This is a genomic window from Paraburkholderia sp. SIMBA_054, from assembly GCF_046534875.1.
Lineage (GTDB): Bacteria > Pseudomonadota > Gammaproteobacteria > Burkholderiales > Burkholderiaceae > Paraburkholderia > Paraburkholderia hospita.
This window is the reverse complement of sequence record NZ_JAWRXV010001670.1, coordinates 1-238: the sequence shown is the minus strand read 5'-3', so window position 1 is coordinate 238 and position 238 is coordinate 1. Positions and strand designations below refer to the sequence as shown.

Genomic DNA, 238 nt, shown 5'->3' with positions numbered 1-238 from the left:
AGGCAGGACAGCCCATTCTGAAAGCCGCATGAACACGCGGTTCTGCATCACCGCCGCAGCCGCCTTGGTGTAGGTAAGGCAGAGAATCTTGGAAGGATCAGTACCCTCCAGCAACAGGCGAATAACGCGTTCAGTCAGAACATGGGTCTTGCCGGAACCCGCATTGGCGGACACCCAGACAGAAGCCGCCGGATTTGCCGCGTTGCTCTGTGCCCGTAGCGTTTCTTCGGGGATAATG

Annotated in this window: 1 protein-coding gene; it reads right to left on the bottom strand. The window is 58.0% G+C overall.

Going from position 1 to position 238, the window contains the following annotated elements; genetic code table 11:
- On the bottom strand, window positions 1-238 hold a 238-nt coding region (locus SB822_RS60775), incomplete at both ends, for a UvrD-helicase domain-containing protein (RefSeq protein ID WP_410859609.1).